16 protein-coding genes are annotated in these 13,458 nt (G+C 58.7%); 14 read left to right on the top strand and 2 right to left on the bottom strand.

Annotation, left to right across the window (positions count from 1 at the left end; all coding sequences use genetic code 11):
• The first annotated feature begins 1 nt into the window (after position 1).
• The 10 genes from nuoI to ACR0M2_RS03295 are packed head-to-tail and all read left to right on the top strand — an operon-like array spanning position 2 to position 10,227.
• Positions 2-496, top strand: a complete 495-nt coding sequence (gene nuoI, locus ACR0M2_RS03340; protein WP_170348157.1) for an NADH-quinone oxidoreductase subunit NuoI — start codon at positions 2-4, stop codon at positions 494-496.
• Positions 493-903: a carboxymuconolactone decarboxylase family protein gene (locus ACR0M2_RS03335; RefSeq protein ID WP_480704031.1), complete on the top strand. Its 411-nt coding sequence runs from the start codon at positions 493-495 to the stop codon at positions 901-903. Before nuoI ends, ACR0M2_RS03335 begins: the two co-directional genes overlap by 4 nt.
• Entirely contained in the window at positions 900-1,502 is a 603-nt protein-coding gene (locus ACR0M2_RS03330) for an NADH-quinone oxidoreductase subunit J (RefSeq protein ID WP_170348161.1), read from the top strand. The genes ACR0M2_RS03335 and ACR0M2_RS03330 overlap by 4 nt, the downstream gene beginning before the upstream one ends.
• Positions 1,503-1,506: 4 nt before the next feature.
• The gene (gene nuoK / locus ACR0M2_RS03325) at positions 1,507-1,812 is read left to right on the top strand and encodes an NADH-quinone oxidoreductase subunit NuoK (RefSeq protein WP_005984024.1); all 306 of its coding nucleotides are present in this window, start codon (positions 1,507-1,509) and stop codon (positions 1,810-1,812) included.
• Between the two features lie 6 nt (positions 1,813-1,818).
• The gene (nuoL, locus tag ACR0M2_RS03320; RefSeq protein ID WP_480704030.1) at positions 1,819-3,966 is read left to right on the top strand and encodes an NADH-quinone oxidoreductase subunit L; all 2,148 of its coding nucleotides are present in this window, start codon (positions 1,819-1,821) and stop codon (positions 3,964-3,966) included.
• Positions 3,966-5,510 carry an NADH-quinone oxidoreductase subunit M gene (locus ACR0M2_RS03315; protein WP_170348165.1) on the top strand — a complete coding sequence of 515 codons (1,545 nt, stop codon included), beginning with the start codon at positions 3,966-3,968 and terminating at the stop codon, positions 5,508-5,510. The genes nuoL and ACR0M2_RS03315 overlap by 1 nt, the downstream gene beginning before the upstream one ends.
• A gap of 15 nt (positions 5,511-5,525) precedes the next feature.
• Positions 5,526-6,968 carry an NADH-quinone oxidoreductase subunit NuoN gene (nuoN, locus tag ACR0M2_RS03310; protein WP_170348167.1) on the top strand — a complete coding sequence of 481 codons (1,443 nt, stop codon included), beginning with the start codon at positions 5,526-5,528 and terminating at the stop codon, positions 6,966-6,968.
• Positions 6,969-7,022: 54 nt separating this feature from the next.
• Positions 7,023-7,772: a biotin--[acetyl-CoA-carboxylase] ligase gene (locus ACR0M2_RS03305; RefSeq protein WP_480704029.1), complete on the top strand. Its 750-nt coding sequence runs from the start codon at positions 7,023-7,025 to the stop codon at positions 7,770-7,772.
• Positions 7,773-7,783: 11 nt separating this feature from the next.
• Complete coding sequence (locus ACR0M2_RS03300) at positions 7,784-8,563, top strand: type III pantothenate kinase (protein WP_170360150.1); 780 nt, start codon at positions 7,784-7,786, stop codon at positions 8,561-8,563.
• Positions 8,560-10,227: a ribonuclease J gene (locus ACR0M2_RS03295; protein ID WP_480704028.1), complete on the top strand. Its 1,668-nt coding sequence runs from the start codon at positions 8,560-8,562 to the stop codon at positions 10,225-10,227. The genes ACR0M2_RS03300 and ACR0M2_RS03295 overlap by 4 nt, the downstream gene beginning before the upstream one ends.
• A 3-nt stretch (positions 10,228-10,230) precedes the next feature.
• On the opposite strand, the gene ACR0M2_RS03290 is transcribed toward ACR0M2_RS03295, so the two are convergent.
• Both ACR0M2_RS03290 and ACR0M2_RS03285 read right to left on the bottom strand, forming a co-directional pair.
• Positions 10,231-10,932 carry an NUDIX hydrolase gene (locus ACR0M2_RS03290; protein ID WP_170348174.1) on the bottom strand — a complete coding sequence of 234 codons (702 nt, stop codon included), beginning with the start codon at positions 10,930-10,932 and terminating at the stop codon, positions 10,231-10,233.
• A 25-nt stretch (positions 10,933-10,957) separates the two neighbouring features.
• Entirely contained in the window at positions 10,958-11,356 is a 399-nt protein-coding gene (locus ACR0M2_RS03285; RefSeq protein ID WP_170360144.1) for a DUF983 domain-containing protein, read from the bottom strand.
• Positions 11,357-11,555: 199 nt separating this feature from the next.
• Between ACR0M2_RS03285 and ACR0M2_RS03280 the strand changes: the two genes are divergently transcribed.
• The 4 genes from ACR0M2_RS03280 to ACR0M2_RS03265 are packed head-to-tail and all read left to right on the top strand — an operon-like array spanning position 11,556 to position 13,454.
• Positions 11,556-12,023, top strand: a complete 468-nt coding sequence (locus ACR0M2_RS03280) for an EF-hand domain-containing protein (RefSeq protein WP_170348176.1) — start codon at positions 11,556-11,558, stop codon at positions 12,021-12,023.
• Between the two features lie 6 nt (positions 12,024-12,029).
• Positions 12,030-12,641, top strand: a complete 612-nt coding sequence (locus ACR0M2_RS03275; protein ID WP_480704027.1) for an RNA polymerase sigma factor — start codon at positions 12,030-12,032, stop codon at positions 12,639-12,641.
• Positions 12,634-12,984: a hypothetical protein gene (locus tag ACR0M2_RS03270; RefSeq protein ID WP_480704026.1), complete on the top strand. Its 351-nt coding sequence runs from the start codon at positions 12,634-12,636 to the stop codon at positions 12,982-12,984. The genes ACR0M2_RS03275 and ACR0M2_RS03270 overlap by 8 nt, the downstream gene beginning before the upstream one ends.
• Positions 12,981-13,454: a periplasmic heavy metal sensor gene (locus ACR0M2_RS03265; protein ID WP_480704025.1), complete on the top strand. Its 474-nt coding sequence runs from the start codon at positions 12,981-12,983 to the stop codon at positions 13,452-13,454. The genes ACR0M2_RS03270 and ACR0M2_RS03265 overlap by 4 nt, the downstream gene beginning before the upstream one ends.
• Positions 13,455-13,458 lie beyond the last annotated feature (4 nt).

The raw sequence follows: 13,458 nt of genomic DNA, 5'->3' as shown, positions 1-13,458 counted from the left end.
CATGACGCAGATCGACTATACCCGCGCTGCCAAATACTTCCTGCTGCAGGACTTTTGGGTCGGCATGAAGCTGGGGTTGAAATATTTCTTCGCCCCCAAGGCCACCATAAACTACCCGCACGAGAAGGGTCCTCTATCCCCGCGGTTCCGGGGCGAGCACGCCTTGCGTCGTTATCCGAATGGCGAGGAACGTTGCATCGCCTGCAAACTCTGCGAGGCGGTTTGCCCGGCGCAGGCCATCACCATCGACGCCGAACCGCGTGAGGACGGCAGCCGTCGAACCACGCGCTATGACATCGACATGACCAAGTGCATCTATTGCGGCTTCTGTCAGGAGGCCTGCCCGGTCGATGCAATCGTCGAAGGCCCGAATTTCGAGTTCGCCACCGAAACCCGCGAAGAGCTGTTCTACGACAAGCAAAAACTGCTGGATAACGGCGAACGCTGGGAAGCCGAGATTGCCCGCAACCTGGAAATGGATGCGCCGTACAGATGAGTGACAAGCCCACAAACCCATTCGAGCAAATGCTCAAACAGGCACAGGACATGGCCAAGGCGATGAACCCGGGGCTCGAGAATTTCTCGCCCAAGGGGTTCGAAGTGCTGTGGCCGACCATGCCCAAAGAGGTCATGGAGATGATGTTCGGCAATACCGTCAACAAGGATGGATTGGACGCCAAGACCCGCTTGCTGCTGACGCTGGCTGGGCTGACTTGTCAGGGCGCTCAAGCGGACTCGGCGGTGCGTCAGACCGTGCGTCATGCGCTGGAAGCGGGCGCGAAGAAACAAGAGATCGTGGAAACGATCGGCCAGATGTCGGTCTTTGCCGGCATCCCGGCCATGACCCGCGCGCTGGATCTGGCGCAAGAGGTCATGGGCGATAACGAGGATGAGGATCAATGACCGTCTTTGCCTTCTACCTGTTTGCCATCAGCGCCATCACCGGCGGGCTGTTTACGGTGATCAGCCGCCAGCCGGTGCATTCGGTGCTGTGGCTGATCCTTTCCTTCCTCTCCTCGGCCGGGTTGTTCGTGCTGCTGGGGGCCGAGTTCGTGGCAATGCTGCTGATCATCGTCTATGTCGGCGCGGTCGCGGTGCTGTTCCTGTTCGTGGTGATGATGCTGGACGTGGACTTTGCCGAGCTGAAGGCCGAGATGGCGCGTTACATGCCATTGGCCTTGTTGATCGGTCTGGTCATTCTGATGCAGTTCGTCATGGCCTTTGGCGCATGGGACAGCGCGCAGGGTGCGGCGGCTAATCTGGCGCAGCCGGTTCCGGTGGACCGCCACAACACCGAGGCGCTGGGCGTCATTCTTTATGATCAATACTTCCTTCTGTTCCAGCTGGCGGGCCTGATCCTGCTGGTGGCCATGATCGGCGCCATTGTTCTGACGCTGCGCCACCGTCAGGACATCAAGCGTCAGGACATCATCGGCCAGATGATGCGCGACCCGGCCAAGGCGATGGAGTTGAAGGACGTGAAACCGGGGCAGGGACTTTGAGACGATGATCGGACTTGAACACTATCTTACGGTCGCGGCGACACTGTTCGTCATCGGCATCTTCGGTCTCTTTCTGAACCGCAAGAACGTCATCATCCTGCTGATGAGCATCGAACTGATGCTGCTGGCGGTGAATATCAACCTTGTGGCGTTTTCCAGTTTCCTCGGCGATCTGGTCGGGCAGGTGTTTACGCTGTTCGTGCTGACCGTTGCAGCGGCCGAGGCGGCGATTGGTCTGGCCATTCTGGTCTGCTTCTTCCGCAACCGCGGCACCATCGCGGTTGAAGACGTCAATATGATGAAGGGGTAAGAGAACATGGAAACCACCATCCTCTTTGCCCCGCTGGTGGGCGCGCTGCTCTGCGGGTTCGGCTGGCGATTCATTGGTGAAAAGGCCGCGATGTGGACCGCCACCGGCCTGCTGTTTCTGGCCTGTTTACTGTCGTGGATCGTGTTCTTCACCTTTGACGGGGTGACCCAGCAGGTCGAGATCATGCGCTGGATCGAGAGCGGCTCGCTCTCGACAAGCTGGGCCGTGCGGCTGGACCGGCTGACCGCGATCATGCTGATCGTGGTGACGACCGTATCGGCGCTCGTACACCTGTATTCCTTTGGCTATATGGCCCATGATCCGCAATGGCGCGAAGGCGAGAGCTATAAGCCGCGCTTCTTTGCTTATCTGTCGTTTTTTACCTTTGCCATGCTGATGCTGGTGACGGCGGATAATCTGGTTCAGATGTTCTTTGGCTGGGAAGGTGTGGGTGTCGCGTCTTACCTGCTGATCGGCTTCTACTACCGCAAGCCATCGGCCAACGCGGCGGCGATGAAAGCGTTCATTGTCAACCGGGTGGGTGACTTTGGCTTTGCGTTGGGGATTTTTGCGCTGTTCTTCTTGACGGACAGCATCAATTTTTCCGACATTTTCGCGTCGGCCCCTGAGCTAGCGGAAACGCAACTGCACTTCCTGTGGGGTGAATGGAATGCCATCGAGGTGATCTGTGTGCTGCTGTTCATCGGTGCGATGGGTAAATCGGCGCAGCTGATCCTGCACACCTGGTTGCCGGATGCGATGGAAGGCCCGACACCGGTGTCGGCACTGATCCACGCTGCGACCATGGTGACTGCAGGTGTCTTCCTTGTCTGCCGCATGTCGCCGCTGATGGAGTTCGCGCCGGGTGCGACCGGGTTCATCACCGTACTAGGCGCCTCGACCGCGTTCTTTGCGGCGACCGTGGGTCTGGTTCAGACCGATATCAAGCGCGTCATCGCCTATTCTACCTGTTCGCAGCTGGGCTACATGTTCGTGGCCGCTGGTGTGGGCATGTATTCGGCGGCGATGTTCCACCTGTTTACGCACGCCTTCTTCAAGGCGCTGCTGTTCCTTGGTGCGGGGTCGGTGATCAACGCGATGCATCACGAGCAGGAAATGACCGAATACGGCGGTCTGCGTAAGAAAATCCCTTATACCTTCTGGGCGATGATGATCGGGACACTGGCTATTACCGGCGTTGGTATTCCGCTGACCACCATCGGGTTCGCCGGGTTCCTGTCCAAGGATGCCATCATCGAGAGTGCCTATGCTGGTGGGTCGGCCTATGGCTTCTGGCTGCTTGTGATCGCGGCTGCGTTCACTTCGTTCTACAGCTGGCGCCTGATCTTCCTGACTTTCTATGGCGAGCCGCGTGGTGATCAGCATACGCATGAGCATGCGCATGAAAGCCCGATGACCATGTTGATTCCTTTAGGCGTGCTGTCCTTGGGTGCGGTCTTTGCCGGGATGATCTGGTATAGCAACTTCTTTGGTCATGCGGACAAGGTCGGCAAGTTCTATGGCATTCCGGTGGCCGAGGCGTCGGAGCATGCCGAGGCGGGCGATCATGGCACTGCGGATTCACATGCGGATGATGCACACGCTGATGAGGGGCACGCAGAAGATACTCATGCCGATGATGGGCACGGCGAGAAGGATGCGCATGGCGGTGATCACCACTATGTCTTCGCGGGTGAGCCGGGCGAGGGCGCGATCTATATCGCGCCGGACAACCATACTCTGGACGAAGCGCATGCCGCCCCGAAATGGGTCAAGGTCTCACCCTTTGTTGCGATGGCGCTGGGTTTTGTCATGGCCTATTGGTTCTATATCGTGAACCCGTCCCTGCCGGGGCGTCTGGCACAGAACCAGCGTCCGCTTTACCTGTTCCTGCTGAACAAGTGGTACTTTGACGAGATCTACGATGCGATCTTTGTCAAACCCACCGTTGCGCTTGGTCGGTTCCTGTGGAAACGCGGTGATGGCAATACCATCGACGGCTTCCTGAACGGGGTTTCGATGGGCGTTATTCCCTTCTTTACCCGCCTCGCAGGCAAGGCACAGACGGGCTACATCTTTACTTATGCCTTCTGGATGGTTCTGGGTATCGCTGCCCTGGTCACCTGGATGTCGATCGGCGGAGGCGCACACTAATGGATAATATCCTCTCGATCGTCACCTTTATTCCGGCAGTGGCGGCAGGCATCCTGGCCCTGTTCCTGCATGGTGAGGACGCGGCTGCGCAGCGCAACGCGAAATGGGTTGCGCTGGTCGCGACCACGGTGACCTTCCTTGTCTCGATCGGTATCTATACAGGCTTTGATCCGTCCAATACCGGCTTTCAGATGGTGGAAGAGGCCGAGTGGCTGCTGGGCCTAAAATACAAGATGGGTGTAGATGGTATCAGCGTTCTGTTCGTACTGCTGACCACTTTCATCATGCCGCTGACCATTCTGGCCAGCTGGCAGGTCACCGACCGCGTCAAAGAATACATGATCGCCTTCCTGCTGCTGGAAACGCTGATGTTGGGCGTATTCATGGCGCTGGATCTGGTTCTGTTCTATCTGTTCTTCGAGGCCGGCCTGATCCCGATGTTCCTGATCATCGGCATCTGGGGTGGGGCGAACCGGATTTACGCAAGCTTCAAGTTCTTCCTCTATACCTTCCTCGGCTCGGTGCTGATGCTGGTGGCGATGGTTGCGATGTATTCCGATGCAGGCACCACCGATATCGAAGCCTTGATGAGCCACCATTTCTCGTCCGAAGGGTTCAGCGTGCTGGGCGTTTATATCGTCGGCGGTATGCAGACGTTGATGTTCCTGGCCTTCTTTGCCTCGTTTGCGGTGAAAATGCCGATGTGGCCGGTTCATACCTGGCTACCTGACGCACACGTTCAGGCGCCGACTGCAGGCTCGGTTGTGCTGGCGGCGATCCTGCTGAAGATGGGCGGCTATGGCTTCCTGCGGTTCAGTCTGCCGATGTTCCCGGTCGGGTCAGCGGTGATGACCGATCTGGTGCTGTGGATGTCGGCCATCGCAGTAGTCTACACCTCGCTGGTGGCGCTGGTGCAGGAGGATATGAAGAAGCTGATCGCTTATTCCTCGGTTGCTCATATGGGCTTTGTGACTATGGGTATCTTTGCTGCGAACCAGCAGGGTATTGACGGCGCGATCTTCCAGATGCTCAGCCACGGGTTTATCTCGGCCGCGCTCTTCCTGTGTGTCGGTGTAATCTATGACCGGATGCACACGCGTGACATCGACGCTTATGGCGGTCTGGTGATCCGGATGCCCGCATACGCGCTGGTTTTCATGCTGTTCACCATGGCCAATGTCGGCCTGCCGGGTACATCCGGGTTCATCGGTGAATTCCTGACGCTGATGGGCGCGTTCCAGGTCAATACCTGGGTGACGGCTGTGGCTGCATCTGGCGTGATCTTCTCGGCTGCCTATGCGCTGTGGCTGTATCGCCGGGTCGTGTTTGGCGATCTGATCAAGGAAAGCCTCAAGGCAATGACGGACATGAGCTCGCGCGAGCGGCTGATCTTTGCGCCGCTGATCGTGATGACCATCCTGCTGGGCGTTTACCCGTCGCTGGTAACCGATGTGATCGGCAATTCGACCGCCGCGCTTATTTCGAACTATGACTCGGCTCTGGCCGCGGCTGAGGCCGCGACCCAGACGGCCGCCTCGCATTAAGGGAGCTTTGGAGACATGATCCAGGCTGATCTGACAATAATCCTGCCGGAAATCGTTCTGGCCGTGTATGCGATGGCCGCCCTTATCGGGGCAGTTTACACGACGAAAGACGCGCTGGCGCCAATTCTGGTGTGGACGACGGCGGGGCTAATGGCGCTGCTGTCCTTCTGGATTGCAACCAATGGCGATGGCACCAACGTGGCGTTCAACGGGATGTTCGTCGATGACGGGTTCTCGCGGTTTGCCAAGGTCGCGATCCTGCTGTCGGCTGCGGCTGTTCTGGTGATGAGCCAGGAATATATGACCCGCCGCGATCTGTTGCGGTTCGAATACCCGTTGCTGGTGGCGCTGGCTGCTGTCGGTATGATGATGATGGTCAGCGCAGGCGATCTGATGTCCTTGTATATGGGGCTGGAGCTGCAATCCCTGTCGCTGTACGTCGTGGCTGCGTTGCGTCGTGACAGCGCCAAATCAACTGAGGCCGGTCTGAAGTACTTCGTACTGGGTGCGCTCAGTTCGGGGCTGCTGCTGTATGGTGCATCGCTTGTTTATGGCTTTACCGGCACGACGCTGTTTTCGGGCATCATCCAAACGGTCCATCACGACGACATCTCGGTTGGTCTGCTGTTCGGCCTAATCTTCCTGATCTCGGGCCTTGCCTTCAAGGTTTCGGCTGTGCCCTTCCATATGTGGACGCCGGACGTGTACGAAGGATCGCCCACGCCGATCACCGCCTTCTTTGCCACCGCACCAAAAGTGGCGGCGATGGCGCTGTTTGCCCGCCTTATGCATGACGCCTTTGGTGGCGTAGTGAAAGACTGGCAGCAGGTGATCGTGCTGCTTTCGGTTCTGTCGATGCTGCTGGGTGCGGTTGCCGCGATTGGTCAGCGCAATATCAAGCGGCTGATGGCGTTTTCATCAATTGCCCATATGGGTTATGCGTTGATCGGTCTGGCGGCGGGTACGGAAATGGGCATCAAAGCGATGCTGATGTATCTGGCAATTTACGTGACCATGAATATCGGCACCTTTGCCTTCATCCTGATGATGGAGCGCGATGGCAAACCCGTCACTGATATCGATGCGCTGCGCCAGTTTTCCAAACGCGATCCGGGTAAGGCCCTGGCTGTTCTGATCCTAATGTTCAGCCTTGCTGGCGTTCCGCCAATGCTGGGCTTTTTTGCCAAGTTCGGCGTCTGGCAGGCAGGTATCAGCGCGGGTCTGACCGGGTTGGTGATCGTGTCGGCCATCGCCTCTGTGATCGGTGCGTTCTATTACCTGCGGATCGTGTTCTATATGTATTTCGGGGCCGAGAACGAGGATCCGATCGAAACCCACTCGACCCCGGTTCTGTGGGTCGCGCTGATGGGGTCGGCGGCGCTGATGCTGGTGGGCGTTTTCTATCAGTTCGGCATCGAAGGCGCGGCTGCGGCTGCGGCAGCGACGCTTGTCAACTGACGTGTTTAACATCCAATTACAGGGGGCTCGGTCAAAAGGCCGGGCCTTTTTGACATGACTGATTGGCCGCAAGGATACGGACTGCACATCGTGCAGGAAGTCGACAGTACATTGAATGAGGCTGCCCGACTTGCCCCTACGTCGCCGGGCCCTGTGTGGATCATGGCGCATCACCAGACGGCGGCGCGGGGACGACGGGGTAGGGCGTGGGCCAACCCTAAGGGCAACCTGGCGGCGACCTTGTTAATGCGACCGCAGGGTAATCCGGAACAAGCGGCCTTGCGCAGCTTTGTGGCGGCCTTGGCGCTGTTCGACGCCTGTGTCGCGGTCACCGGTCGCGCCGACGGGCTGTCATTGAAGTGGCCCAACGACGTGCTGCTGAACGGGGGCAAGCTGGCGGGCATCTTGCTGGAAAGCACCGGTAAGGGCGGGGGCGTGTCGTATCTGTCGATTGGCATCGGTGTAAATCTTTCCGAGGCCCCCCCAGCCTATGCGGTGGAACAAAGCGCGGTGCGGCCAGTCTCTCTGTTGTCGGAAACCGGTGCCGCAGTGCTGCCCGAGGATTTTCTGACCGAATTAGCCGCGGCTTATGCACAATATGAAACTCAGTTCGTGACCTACGGGTTCGAACCGATCCGCACTGCCTGGCTGTCTCGTGCCGCTCGCTTGGGTGACGTGATCACCGCGCGAACCTCGACATCTGAAACGGTTGGAACCTTTGAAACCGTGGACACGGGCGGCAACCTTGTCCTAAAGACCGCAAAAGGCCGTGTCAGCATTCCTGCGGCGGACGTGTACTTCTAAAGGGGGCTCAGATGCTTCTGGCTATCGACTGCGGCAACACCAATACCGTTTTCTCGATCTGGGACGGCGAAAAGTTCCTGTGTACCCTGCGCACCTCGACCCATCATTCGCGTACGGCGGATGCCTATTTCACTTGGTATTCGACGCTGGTGAAACATTACGGGATCGAAGCGGAGATCACTGACGTGGTGATCGCCTCGACCGTGCCGCGTGTGGTCTTTAACCTGCGTATTTTTGCTGATCGCTTCTTTGGGTGTCGGCCGCTGGTTGTGGGCAAGCCTGAATGCCTGTTGCCCGTGGCACCGCGCATTGACGAAGGAACAATCCCCGGCCCGGACCGGTTGGCCAATGCCGTGGGCGCGTTTGACCGCCATGGCGGCGATGTTGTTGTGGTCGATTTCGGGACGGCCACGAATTTCGATGTAGTGGCCCACGACGGGGCCTATGTTGGCGGCATCATTGCACCGGGTGTGAACCTCAGCCTTGAGGCACTGCACCAAGGCGCGGCTGCATTGCCGCATATCGACATTACCCGCCCGGAAAAGGTGATTGGTACGAATACTGTTGGCTGCATCCAGTCCGGCGTGTATTGGGGCTATTCCGGTTTGATCGAGGGGCTGATTGCCCGGATCAAGGCGGAATACGGCATGCCGATGAAAGTGGTCGGCACCGGTGGGCTTGCGCCTTTGTTCGATCAGGCGGATGTCGGGTTTGACGCGATCGAAGAAGATCTGACGATGCACGGGCTGACCGTGATCCATCGCTATAACAAGGATAATGGCTCGACATGAGCAGTGAACGACTGATCTATTTGCCGCTGGGTGGTGCCGGCGAAATTGGCATGAATGCGTATGTCTATGGCTATGGAAAGCCCGGGAAAGAACGTCTTATCCTGGTGGATCTTGGCGTGACCTTTCCGGATATGGACACGACGCCGGGCGTTGATCTGATCCATGCCGATATCTCGTGGCTGCGCGAAAGGGCGGACCGGCTTGAGGCCGTATTCGTCACCCACGCGCACGAAGACCACGTCGGCGCCGTGGCCCATTGCTATGAGGCACTGGGTGCACCTATTTATGCACGCGCCTTCACCGCCAACATTGCCCGTCGCAAGATGGAGGAACATGGCCACCCCGAGGACGCGGTCCGCACGGTATCGGCCTGGCCCGAGCAGGTCTCGGTCGGTCCCTTCACGATTGGCTTCCTGCCTGTGTCGCATTCGATCCCCGAAAGTGCTGCGCTGGTGATCGACACGCCCAAGGGGCGGATTGTGCATACTGGTGACTTCAAGCTGGATGAAAACCCCGTGGTGGGTGAGCCCTTTGATCCCGATCTGTGGGCCGAGGTCGCGCAGTCCGGTGTTAAGGCGCTGGTTTGTGACAGCACCAATGTTTTTTCTGGACATGCAGGTCGTTCGGAATCCGAGGTCGGCCCCGAGATCACCAAGCTGGTTGAAAGCGCCGAAGGCATGGTTGTTGCGACCACCTTTGCGTCGAACGTGGCGCGGGTGAAAACACTGGCCGAAGCGGGCCAGCGCGCCGGGCGTTCGGTTGTGTTGCTGGGCCGCGCCATGCGACGGATGATCGAAGCCGCGACTGAAACTGGCATCCTTTCGGATTTTCCCAAGGTTGTCAGCGCCGAAGAGGCCGTGGACATGCCGCGCCAGAACCTGATGCTGATCGTGACCGGCAGCCAGGGCGAGCGCCGCGCCGCCAGTGCCCAACTGGCGCGGGGCAAATACCGCGGGCTGGAGCTGAAAGAGGGCGATCTGTTCCTGTTTTCGTCCAAAACCATCCCCGGAAATGAGCGCGGCGTGATTTTCATCATGAACCAGCTCAGCGAAAAGGGTGTGGATGTGGTGGATGACAGTTCAGGTCTGTACCACGTGTCCGGCCATGCCAACCGACCGGATCTTGAAAGAGTTCACGCCCTGATCGACCCGCAGATGGTGATCCCGATGCACGGCGAGCATCGGCATTTGCGTGAACACACTAAACTGGCCGAGGTCGGTGGGCGTACGGGCATTCTGGCCGTCAACGGAACGATGGTTGACCTGACAGGCAATGCGCCGCAGGTGGTGGATTATATTGAAACCGGCCGCACCTATCTGGACGGCACCGTCAAGGTCGGGGCTCTGGACGGGATCGTGCGTGACCGTATTCGCATGGCTTTGAACGGGCACGTGACCGTGACGGTCATTTTGGACGAAGAGGACGAGCCGCTGGGTGAGCCGTGGTGCGACACGATGGGCTTGCCTGAAATCGGGACGTCGCGGGCGGCGCTGATTGAAGTGTTGGAAGAGGACCTGAACCAATTCCTGATGCGGGCCGATGCCAAGACGTTGCGCGACGATGACAAGCTGGAGGAAGCTTTGCGCCGCATCGTGCGCCAGACCGCCAAGTCAGAAATCGGTAAAAAGCCCGAGGTGACGACGGTTATCAGCCGGATGAGGTGACGCCTAGTCCGCGTCGGGCATGGGATAACCCTTGAGCTGCAAGAACAGGCTTTGTTCTTCGGTATGCAGATATAGCGGCACGGTGGCGGGTGGTTCGGGATTTGTAGCCCGGGCCGCTATTTCCGCAAGAACGACCTCGGTAATGAAGGGCAGGTCCAGTTCGCGCGCGCGGTCCAGCGGGACCCATTGCAAATGGGACAGCTCATCCGACGCGCGGCTGAAATCATCCAGATCCCCCTGAACGGCGTTGGCATCGACCAGAAAGAACCGTGCGTCGAAACGGCGTGGGCGCCCCGGAGGGGTCACAGCACGGAACACAAATTGCAGCGCGCTGGCCGATGGGCGGTAACCCAAGTCGGCAAAGCCCTGCCAATCCTCCGGAACTGTGCCGCTCCACCCGCCGGGATCCCCCAGGATCAGCCCGGTTTCTTCCCACAATTCACGAATTGCGGCTGCGGCCAGTGCGTTTTGCAATCCCGGTTCGGACTTTTCGTCCAGCCTATCGCTGCACAACGCGGGCAGGGGCGTGGCCAAAGGTACCGAGCTGTCCTCGGCATCGACGGCACCGCCGGGAAACACGAACTTATTGGGCATGAATACGGCCTTTGCACCGCGTTGCCCCATCAGGATGGACGGCTCGATCATACGATCTCGCAGAACGATGACCGTTGCCGCGTCCCGTATCGCTGATTTGTCGACTGTCATGTTCTGTGCGAGCCGATGAGCGAGGTCATTGCGCTTTTTCGAATCCGTGCATGCGACGTGCCCATTGGTACGCGACAACCGCACCCTTCAGCCGAGGCAGCAGGAACAAGGACAGGGCCGTACAACCGATGGCAAAGATCAGGAACATGGTCATCGGTTCCGGGCGAAACTCTACATAAGACACGTGAAGGGCCGGTGCCATCAGGTGTCCGACCAGCAGAATGGTCAGGTACGCCGGACCGTCATCTGCCCGATGGTGAAACAGCTCTTGCCCACAAGAGTCGCAGCTGTCCTTGACCTTCAGATAGCCTTTCAGAACCTTGCCCTCGCCGCATTTGGGGCAGCGGCAGCGGAAGCCTTTGACCAAAGCAGGCCAAGTGGGGCGGTCATTCTCAGTCGTGGTGTCGATCGTTTGATCTGTCATTGTAAAACTCGCGCGTTCGTTTGAGCCGGATAATGCGCTTGTTTTGCCCTGAAAAAAAGAGGGGTGCGTCGCTTTGTGGCGTGGGGTTTTGGTAAAGGCCTGCAAAGTTTTTTGGATTTTTGCGACGGAAAGCATCCAGCCCTGCGTTTGAACTTATGTGAGCAGCGGCGATGGGGCCGCCAAACAAAGGGAAAACGACATGAAAAGCGCCAAATTCATTCCGGCCATCCTTATCTCGGCTATTGCAATCACAGGCACGTCCGTATTGGCGGCCGGACCAAAGGATCGTGAACCTGCAAGCTTTCAAGAACTGGATGCCAATGGTGACGGTCAACTGACGCAGGAAGAATTGGAGGCCCACCGCACGCAGCGATTCTCGAACGCTGACGCTGACGGCGACGGCAAACTGAGCGTCGAAGAAATGCAGGCCGCTGGCCAAAAACGCGCCAATGACCGCGTGACCAAGATGTTCGAAAAACACGACGCCAATCAGGACGGCTTTCTGAGTGAAGACGAGTTGCCCAAACCGCGCCGCGCTGGCAAGATGTTTGACCGTATCGACGCGGATAACAGCGGAACGATCTCGGAACAGGAATACGCCGATGCGAAAGAGCGGATGGGTCGCAAGCACAAGAAACACGGCAAGGCGGACTCTGACGACAGCTGATGAAGGATGGAGGATCTGACCTCTCCATTACAGGATGTCCGCGGCGCAGAATGTGCCGCGGATACGACAGATGATGCGTTGCTGCGGCAGTTCGCGGGCGGCGACGCGGCGGCTGCCCGTCGGTTGACTGACCGGTTGGGGCCGCGTTGTTTTTCAGTCGCGATGCGAATGCTGGGCAACCGCGCCGAGGCCGAAGACGTAACGCAGGACGCCATGATGCGGCTGTGGCAGATGGCCCCAAAATGGGTGCCGGGGCAGGCCAAGGTGTCCACCTGGCTGTATCGGGTCACGCTGAACCTGTGTGTGGATGTGCAGCGCAAGAAAAGGCCGGACCGTCTGGACGATGTGCCCGAGCCCGAGGATGAAGACCTGAGCGCTACCGAGCGGCTACAAGAAGCGGCGCGTAAGGATGCGCTGCAATCAGCGTTGTCGCAATTGCCAGACCGCCAACGGCAAGCGGTGATTTTGCGGCATATCGAAGAACTGCCCAACCCTGAAATCGCCGGGATCATGGGCATTTCGACTGAAGCGGTAGAAAGCCTGACCGCGCGCGGAAAGCGCGCCTTGGCGGCAATACTGGCAGGACGGCAAGATGAACTGGGGTACGAAGATGGCTGAAGATGACATGAAATTGGACCAGTTGTTTGCTCAGGCACGGCAAGCCCGGCCGGAACTGCCCGATGATCTGGCGGTTCGTATTCTGACGGACGCCGAAACGGTGCGTCTTGACCGGATGAAACCTGCAGATCCGCCGCGTTCTGTCTGGGCGCGGCTGCTGGACGGGATCGGAGGCTGGCAGAGCATGGGTGGTTTGGTCGCGGCCAGTGCCGCAGGGGTTTGGATCGGATTTGCCGCGCCCGACTTTTTACCTGACCCGGCAACGATTATTTTTCCGCAGGACACCGGCTTTGTGGTCGCTGACCTTGGCCTGGATACAACTTTTCTGGAGGACGCCGAATGAGCGATAATGCCAAACCCAAAAGACGGTGGGTGACGGTTCTTTTGACCGTATCGCTGGCGCTGAACCTTTTGGTTGTCGGGGTCGCTTTGGGCACTGTTTACAGGGTCAAAGGCGGGCATCACGGCAAGGGTCCGCCCGGATTTGCCCCAACGTTGTACCGGGCGCTGCCCAAAGAGGAACGGAAAGCGTTGCGCGGTGAGTTGTCTGAGCGGCATACCAAGGGGGCGAAGATGCGGTCGCAGGACTTTGCCGCGCTTGAGGCAGCCTTGCGCGCGGAACCGTTCGATCCCGAGGCGGTGCAGGCGCTGTTGCAGCAACAGGCGCAAGCCATGGCCGAATTGCAAAGCGCATTGCAGGATAAATGGCTGGACCGCATCACCGCGATGACTGACGCGGAACGTCAGTCTTACGCGGACCGGCTGCAGGAAGTGGTCGAGCGCAAGGCGCATGGGCGCAAGCACAAGGATTGATCGG

The organism is Ruegeria sp. BE10 (assembly GCF_056538905.1).
This window is presented reverse-complemented; position numbering and strand designations above follow the sequence as displayed.

What these genes read in the sequence shown, in the direction of transcription:
- nuoI (WP_170348157.1), top strand. Translation starts at nt 2, where the DNA reads ATGACGCAGATCGACTATACCCGCGCTGCCAAATACTTCCTGCTGCAG.
- ACR0M2_RS03335 (WP_480704031.1), top strand. Translation starts at nt 493, where the DNA reads ATGAGTGACAAGCCCACAAACCCATTCGAGCAAATGCTCAAACAGGCA.
- ACR0M2_RS03330 (WP_170348161.1), top strand. Translation starts at nt 900, where the DNA reads ATGACCGTCTTTGCCTTCTACCTGTTTGCCATCAGCGCCATCACCGGC.
- nuoK (WP_005984024.1), top strand. Translation starts at nt 1,507, where the DNA reads ATGATCGGACTTGAACACTATCTTACGGTCGCGGCGACACTGTTCGTC.
- nuoL (WP_480704030.1), top strand. Translation starts at nt 1,819, where the DNA reads ATGGAAACCACCATCCTCTTTGCCCCGCTGGTGGGCGCGCTGCTCTGC.
- ACR0M2_RS03315 (WP_170348165.1), top strand. Translation starts at nt 3,966, where the DNA reads ATGGATAATATCCTCTCGATCGTCACCTTTATTCCGGCAGTGGCGGCA.
- nuoN (WP_170348167.1), top strand. Translation starts at nt 5,526, where the DNA reads ATGATCCAGGCTGATCTGACAATAATCCTGCCGGAAATCGTTCTGGCC.
- ACR0M2_RS03305 (WP_480704029.1), top strand. Translation starts at nt 7,023, where the DNA reads ATGACTGATTGGCCGCAAGGATACGGACTGCACATCGTGCAGGAAGTC.
- ACR0M2_RS03300 (WP_170360150.1), top strand. Translation starts at nt 7,784, where the DNA reads ATGCTTCTGGCTATCGACTGCGGCAACACCAATACCGTTTTCTCGATC.
- ACR0M2_RS03295 (WP_480704028.1), top strand. Translation starts at nt 8,560, where the DNA reads ATGAGCAGTGAACGACTGATCTATTTGCCGCTGGGTGGTGCCGGCGAA.
- ACR0M2_RS03290 (WP_170348174.1), bottom strand. Translation starts at nt 10,932, where the DNA reads ATGACAGTCGACAAATCAGCGATACGGGACGCGGCAACGGTCATCGTT.
- ACR0M2_RS03285 (WP_170360144.1), bottom strand. Translation starts at nt 11,356, where the DNA reads ATGACAGATCAAACGATCGACACCACGACTGAGAATGACCGCCCCACT.
- ACR0M2_RS03280 (WP_170348176.1), top strand. Translation starts at nt 11,556, where the DNA reads ATGAAAAGCGCCAAATTCATTCCGGCCATCCTTATCTCGGCTATTGCA.
- ACR0M2_RS03275 (WP_480704027.1), top strand. Translation starts at nt 12,030, where the DNA reads ATGGAGGATCTGACCTCTCCATTACAGGATGTCCGCGGCGCAGAATGT.
- ACR0M2_RS03270 (WP_480704026.1), top strand. Translation starts at nt 12,634, where the DNA reads ATGGCTGAAGATGACATGAAATTGGACCAGTTGTTTGCTCAGGCACGG.
- ACR0M2_RS03265 (WP_480704025.1), top strand. Translation starts at nt 12,981, where the DNA reads ATGAGCGATAATGCCAAACCCAAAAGACGGTGGGTGACGGTTCTTTTG.